The following is a 6,322-nucleotide window of genomic DNA, read 5'->3' as shown; positions in this document are numbered from 1 at the left end:
CGCCCGCGCCCCGCCGCGTGGCGGAAGTCGCCAACACCGGCGAACGCCCGCCGCAACAAGGCGCCCGCTACTACTCCGTTCATCGTCAGAACGGACGCCAGCCCGACGTGCTCCAGATGCCGGAGCCGACCTATGTCGACGCCCTGGCCATCACCATGACCGCGACGCCGGCATCCCAGGATCTGGCCGAGCCGGATCAGGGTCCGACCCTGATCCGCGACAACCAGGGCCGCACGCGCCCCGCCCCCGCTGCCTCTGACGGGGACCATCAGTGAGCGAAACTGCGGCCCCGACTTCCGCGCCCTCGCGCCTTCCCGATCTGATCGCCCTTGCCGAGGAGGGCTCCAGCGAGAAGCGACGCGCCCTGTTGCGCGAACTGACCGAGCACTTCTTCGGCGGCACGGCCCGCACGGCGACCGAAGACACCCTGTACGGCGCTGTCCTCACCCGGCTGACGGTGGACATGGAAGTCGCCGTCCGCGCCGAGTTGTCGGCCCGTTTCGCCTCGGCGCCCGATGCCCCCCACAATCTGATCCGAAAACTGGCCAATGACGACGCCGCGGTGGCCGGGGCCGTGCTGGCCGCGTCGCCGGTCCTGACCGACGACGATCTCATGGGCGTCGTGCGCAAGCACGGCCAGGACCATCTCCGCGCCGTCTCGGCCCGGCCCTCGGTGTCCGAGGCGATCTCGGACGTCATCGTCGAGCGCGGCGACGACGAAACCCTGGGCACGCTGCTGCGCAACGATGGCGCGCGCCTGTCGCGTCAGGCCTCCGAAACCGCGATCGAACGGGCCAAGGCCAACCCGGCCCTGCATGAAGCCGCCGTCGAGCGCGCCAGCCTGCCGCCGGACCTGCTGAACGAGATGTATTTCGTCGTCGAGGCCCGACTGCGAACCCAGATCCTCGAGCAAAATGCGCGCCTCGATCCGGCCCTGCTGGAAAGCGCTATCGCCGCCGGTCGCACCCGCATCGCCACCGACGATGGCGCGCTGCCCGCCGACTACGCCGAATGCCTGGCCTATGTCGAAGAACTGAAGGCGGCCGGCCAGCTGTCGCCCCGGATGCTGGCCCGTTTCCTGCGCTCGGGCGGAACCACGTCCTTCCTCATCGCCCTCGCCCAGCTGTCGGAGATCGATTTCCACACCGCGCGGCAGATCGTTGATCGTCGCGAGCTGGACGCCCTGGCTGTGGTCTGCAAATCGGCGGATCTGGATCGGGCCCTGTTCCTGACCTATGCGGTGGTGCTGCTGAACGACGACGGCGACGCCATGGCGAAGGCCCATTCCTACGCCCGCATGTACGCCGAACTCAGCCGCGACGCCGCCCTTCGCACCCTCCGCTTCTGGCGCATGCGCCGGGGCGCCCAGGCGGCCTGACCTAAAACCGGACATGGAAACGCCCGCCTCCGTCGCCGGAAGCGGGCGTCCCGAACCACCGATAGGGCGGACTTACTTCTTGGCGCGACCGGCTGCGGCGGCGCGGGCCGGCTTGCGCCCGCCCTGGCCGAGGCCCATCGACTTGGCGAGGTCCGAACGCGCCTTGGCGTAGTTCGGCGCGACCATCGGATAGTCTTTCGCCAGACCCCACTTGGCGCGGTATTCTTCCGGGCTCATGTTGTATTTGGTGCGCAGGTGCCGCTTCAGCGACTTGAACTTGCGGCCGTCCTCAAGGCAGATCAGGAAGTCGGGCGTGATCGACTTCCGAACCGGAACCGCAGGATCCTTGATCTCGGGCTCGGGCTCGACGGCGCCGTTGGAAACCTGGGTCAGGGCCGCATGAATGCTGGAGATCAAACCCGGCACTTCAGTCGCCTGAACGTTGTTGTTGCCGACATAGGCCGACACGATGTCCGCCGTCATTTCGAGCAGTTGAGCGTTGTCTTCCACGTGCAGGCCCCGTCTTGTTGAAATCGATTCTGGACTGAATCAGTCGATGACGAGGTCAATAGATTTGTTCCGGTTGGAAAGCAACCGGATGCCCGATCACGGCAACGACCTGTGACAGGATCCGGGAAGTTTACTATAGCCGCTACCAATCCGCGTAAAACCGGACGTCGGTCCGGTTGCGCTGCGGTATTCAGCGGCCGAAATTTTCCGCCAGGGCCAGCATGGCCGCGCGTTGCGGGGCGGAGTAGTCGTCCAGCCCCTCTTCCTCGCCGTCGCGGATGGCCCGGAGCAGCGCGGGCGTCAAAGCCGAGGACAGCGACCAGTTCCAGTATCGCAGCACGGTCTGGGCCCGGTCGACCGCCAGCATGTCATAGGTGATCTGCACGCAATTCCAGGTGGGATCGACCGATCCGTCCGCAGCCGTCTCGGGCCGGCGCATCGACCGCCAGAGGTTCTGCAGGTCGCTCTTGCCCAGGCCCGTGGCCTTGCACAGGATGGCAAGCGGCTCGCCGCCGGGATCGCCCAGAATCTTGGCCCCCGTGATCGGCTTGACCCCCGACAGATAGGCGATCTCGGTCGCCACCTCGCGGTTCAGCCCGCCCGCGGCGGCGGCGGCGACGGCCTGTTCCAGTCCGCCGTAGGGGCTCTTGGCGATGGCCGCCCGGTTGCGCTGGCGGCGCTCGATGAACTGCAGCGCCTTGCGCGACACCGGATCCTGCCAGTTCTCCTCGGCGGCCATGGCGAAGACGTCCTCGGCCACCTCCTGCATGACTTCGCGCGACACGGCGAAGCGCTGCAGGATGGTGCGGCGATCCTCGGGCGCACACCACCAGAACATCACATAGGCGCCGGACGGGCGCAGCTCGGGCCGTTTCAGCACATGGCCGCACAGCTGCGGCTCCTGCCGGCTCAGGCTGACAACGCCCTCGATCGCGGTCTGGCACAGGCGGGCGGTGGTGTTGCGCAGCACCGCCTCGATGACGTGGCTTTCGCCGAAACTCAGCAAGGTCTCCGTCACCACCTCGGACAGCGAGCGGCGACTGGCCATCAGGAAGCGATGCTCGGGGCCGGTGTCCCGCGCGCACGCGACCAGGTCGGCGTCGGACAACGAGGCGCACTGTTCAATCAGCAGGCCAGCGATCGCCGGCTCGTCGCGCAGCAGCATCCGCGCCAGGGCGTTGGGCAGTTCAGCCAGAGGCGCCAGCCGCTGGGCTACCCGGCGGCGATCGTCCACGCTGGCCAGGCGCAGCATTTCCACCAGCAGGTCGCCGGTCACCGCGCGCTCGAAGGCGTTGATCCGGCTGGTGGGCAGGGACACCACATCGGCCAGGCGCTTCAGCAGCGCGTGACGCGCGCGGAAGCCGCCTTCCGGGGCGGCCTCCTCGTGAATGGGCGCGAGCTCGGACATGTCGGGACGACGATACGGCCCCGCCGGTTAACCGCCTGTGACGGTCAAAGTCCCTCGAACAGGGCCGTCGACAGATAACGTTCGGCGAAACTGGGGATGATGGCGACGATGGTCTTGCCGGCGTTTTCGTCCCGCGAGGCCAGACGGAAGGCGGCCGTCAGGGCCGCGCCGGACGAAATCCCGACCGGAATTCCTTCGATCCGCGCGACCTTGCGCGCCATGTCGAAACTGTCCTCGTTGGACACCTGCTCGACCCCGTCGATGACCGAACGGTCGACATTCGCGGGGATGAAGCCGGCGCCGATGCCCTGGATCTTGTGCGGACCGGGCTCGCCGCCGGACAGCACCGGCGATGCCGTCGGCTCCACCGCGATCATCCGCAGCGAAGGCTTGCGCGCCTTCAGCACCTGTCCGACCCCGGTGATGGTGCCGCCCGTCCCGACTCCGGCGACGACGATATCGACCGCGCCGGCGGTGTCGTTCCAGATCTCCTCGGCGGTGGTGACGCGGTGGATCGCGGGATTGGCCGGGTTGTCGAACTGGGACGGGCTGACGGAGTTCGGCGTCCGGTCCAGCAGCTCCTGGGCCATGGCGATGGCGCCCTTCATGCCCTTTTCCGCCGGCGTCAGCACCAGTTCGGCGCCCAGCAGGGCCAGCATCTTGCGGCGCTCCATCGACATGCTCTCGGGCATGACCAGGATCAGGCGATAGCCCTTGGCCGCGGCGACGAAGGCCAGGGCGATGCCGGTGTTGCCGCTGGTCGGCTCTATCAGCACCGTATCCGGCCCGATCTTGCCCGCCTGTTCCAGCGCATCGATCATGGCAACGCCTATCCGGTCCTTGACCGAGGCGATCGGGTTGAAGAACTCCAGTTTGGCCAGCACCGTCGCCTTCGGCGAATATTCGGCCGACAACCGCGGCAGGCCTACGATCGGCGTATCGCCGATGGTGTCCAGGATGGATCCATAGATCTTGCCGCGTCCGGCCTTCAGGTGGCGGGAGGGGTCGTAGGGAGCGTCGGCCATGGCAAGTCTCCGGTAGGGGGCGGCTAGAGAAATAACCTTTCCGCCCGCCATGCAAGGAGGGCCTCAGGCGAAACTTCGAAAGCCGCTTCGTGGGGAGCCGCCTCTGGTCGCCGGGTCCGTCCGGCGTTCCACCCCTTCCGAATGGCGCGCATTCACGCCCCGTTAACCACGACAGCGCATCCGTGAATGACTGTTCGGGGACCCCATTGCACGCTCTCGCCGCCGCCGTTGAAGCCGTCGATCCACTGGTCGTGACCGGCAAGGTCGCGGGCGTGAACGGTCTGCTGATCGAGTCCCGGGGCGGCCTGTCGCGCCTCGCCGTCGGGGCCCGGGCCGAGATCGAGCGGCGCCATCTCAGCCCCCTGCCCGCCGAGGTCGTGGGCTTCCGCGACGCCAAGGCCCTGCTGATGCCGTTCGGCCCGGTCGAGGGCGTGGCTCCCGGGGCGGACATTCGCATCGTCTCCGCCGCCGCCAGCGTCCGTCCCACCACCGCCTGGCTGGGTCGCATCATCGACGCGTTCGGCGCGCCCATCGACGGCAAGGGCCCGCTGCCGGTCGGCCCGGCCGCCTACCCCCTGCGTGCGCCGCCGCCCCCGGCCCACTCGCGCGGCCGGGTCGGAGAGCGGCTGGATCTGGGCGTCCGCTCGATGGACGTCTTCACCACCACCTGCCGCGGCCAGCGTCTCGGCATCTTCGCCGGTTCCGGCGTCGGCAAGTCGGTGCTGCTGTCCATGCTCGCCCGTCAGGCCACCTGCGACGTCGTCGTAGTGGGTCTGATCGGCGAACGGGGCCGCGAGGTGCGCGAATTCATCGAGGAGACCCTGGGCGAGGAAGGCCTGCGTCGCGCCATCGTGGTGGTCGCCACCTCCGACGAGCCCGCGCTGAAACGCAGGCAGGCCGCCTATATGACCATGGCCATCTCCGAATACCTGCGCGATCAGGACCTCGAGGTCCTGTGCCTGATGGATTCGGTCACCCGCTTCGCCATGGCCCAGCGCGAGATCGGCCTGGCCGCGGGCGAGCCGCCCACCACCAAGGGCTACACTCCCACCGTCTTCACCGAACTGCCCAAGCTGCTGGAACGCGCCGGGCCCGGTCCCGTCCGCCCCGACGGCACCACCGCCGGGCCGATCACCGCCATGTTCACCGTTCTGGTGGACGGCGGCGACCATGACGAACCCATCGCCGACGCCGTGCGAGGAATCCTCGACGGCCACATCGTCATGGACCGCAAGATCGCCGAGCGCGGCCGCTTCCCGGCCATCGACGTGCTGAAGTCCGTCAGCCGCACCCTGCCCGCCTGCCAGACCCCGCCCGAGCGCGAACTGAACAAGCGCGCCCGCCAGTGTCTGAGCGCCTACGCCAACATGGAAGAGCTGATCCGCATCGGCGCCTATCGCACCGGCGCCGATCCGATCGTTGACCGCGCCATCGCCCTGAACCCCGCGCTCGAGAATTTCCTCGGCCAGGACAAGGACGATCACACGTCTCTTTCCGATTCCTTTACCCAGCTGGAAGCAATCCTGAACCAGGGAATGATCCAGTGACCCCCACCCGCCGGAGTGAGTATCGATGACCGCCTGGGCTCAATCGCTGATCCGGATCTCCAGCTACGAGGTCGAGACGCTGCAGAAGCGCCTGGCCGAGATAACCGCCCGCCGGGCCTCCGCCGAAATGCGCATCGCCGTGCTGGAGGCCGAGGCCGAGATCGAACAGGACCGCGCCCGTTCGGACGCCGACGCCGCCATGATGTTGCAGGCCTATCTGAGCGGCTGGAAGTTGCGCAAGGGCGCGGCGGAGGCCGACGTCGTCGTCCTCGACGCCGAAGAGGCCGGGGCCCGCGACGCCCTGACCGGCGCCTTCGAGGAGCTGAAGAAGTTCGAACACGTCGCCGAAATGACCCGCCTCAACAGCGTCATCGCCGCCGGCAAGCGCGAAACCGCCGCCTTCGACGAACTGGGTCTGCGCCGCCGGGCGGGCTGACCCGCCTGCGAAGGGCAC

Annotated in this window: 7 protein-coding genes; 4 read left to right on the top strand and 3 right to left on the bottom strand. The window is 68.1% G+C overall.

Features of this window, described 5'->3' with window-relative positions:
* Both VN378_RS06025 and VN378_RS06020 read left to right on the top strand, forming a co-directional pair.
* Positions 1 to 275: hypothetical protein (locus tag VN378_RS06025; RefSeq protein WP_325741944.1), on the top strand; the 275-nt coding region annotated here is incomplete at its 5' end.
* Complete coding sequence (locus VN378_RS06020) at positions 272 to 1,378, top strand: DUF2336 domain-containing protein (RefSeq protein ID WP_325741942.1); 1,107 nt, start codon at positions 272 to 274, stop codon at positions 1,376 to 1,378. The genes VN378_RS06025 and VN378_RS06020, both read left to right, overlap by 4 nt.
* A gap of 72 nt (positions 1,379 to 1,450) precedes the next feature.
* On the opposite strand, the gene VN378_RS06015 is transcribed toward VN378_RS06020, so the two are convergent.
* The 3 genes from VN378_RS06015 to cysK all read right to left on the bottom strand — a co-directional run bounded on the left by VN378_RS06015 (position 1,451) and on the right by cysK (position 4,321).
* Positions 1,451 to 1,888 carry a MucR family transcriptional regulator gene (locus tag VN378_RS06015; protein ID WP_325741940.1) on the bottom strand — a complete coding sequence of 146 codons (438 nt, stop codon included), beginning with the start codon at positions 1,886 to 1,888 and terminating at the stop codon, positions 1,451 to 1,453.
* Positions 1,889 to 2,078: 190 nt separating this feature from the next.
* Positions 2,079 to 3,296: a DUF2336 domain-containing protein gene (locus VN378_RS06010; protein ID WP_325741938.1), complete on the bottom strand. Its 1,218-nt coding sequence runs from the start codon at positions 3,294 to 3,296 to the stop codon at positions 2,079 to 2,081.
* A 44-nt stretch (positions 3,297 to 3,340) separates the two neighbouring features.
* Positions 3,341 to 4,321 (bottom strand): cysteine synthase A, encoded by a 981-nt coding sequence (gene cysK / locus VN378_RS06005; RefSeq protein WP_325741936.1) that lies wholly within the window; start codon positions 4,319 to 4,321, stop codon positions 3,341 to 3,343.
* 206 nt (positions 4,322 to 4,527) lie between these two features.
* Here cysK and fliI point away from each other — a divergent pair, with 206 nt between their 5' ends.
* Entirely contained in the window at positions 4,528 to 5,868 is a 1,341-nt protein-coding gene (fliI, locus tag VN378_RS06000) for a flagellar protein export ATPase FliI (protein ID WP_325741934.1), read from the top strand.
* Positions 5,869 to 5,893: 25 nt separating this feature from the next.
* Positions 5,894 to 6,304: a flagellar export protein FliJ gene (locus tag VN378_RS05995; RefSeq protein ID WP_325741932.1), complete on the top strand. Its 411-nt coding sequence runs from the start codon at positions 5,894 to 5,896 to the stop codon at positions 6,302 to 6,304.
* Positions 6,305 to 6,322: the final 18 nt, after the last annotated feature.

Source organism: Brevundimonas sp. (assembly GCF_035561115.1).
Taxonomy (GTDB): Bacteria; Pseudomonadota; Alphaproteobacteria; order Caulobacterales; family Caulobacteraceae; genus Brevundimonas.
The sequence above is the reverse complement of the archived record's forward strand: the minus strand, read 5'-3'. Positions and strand labels throughout refer to the sequence as shown.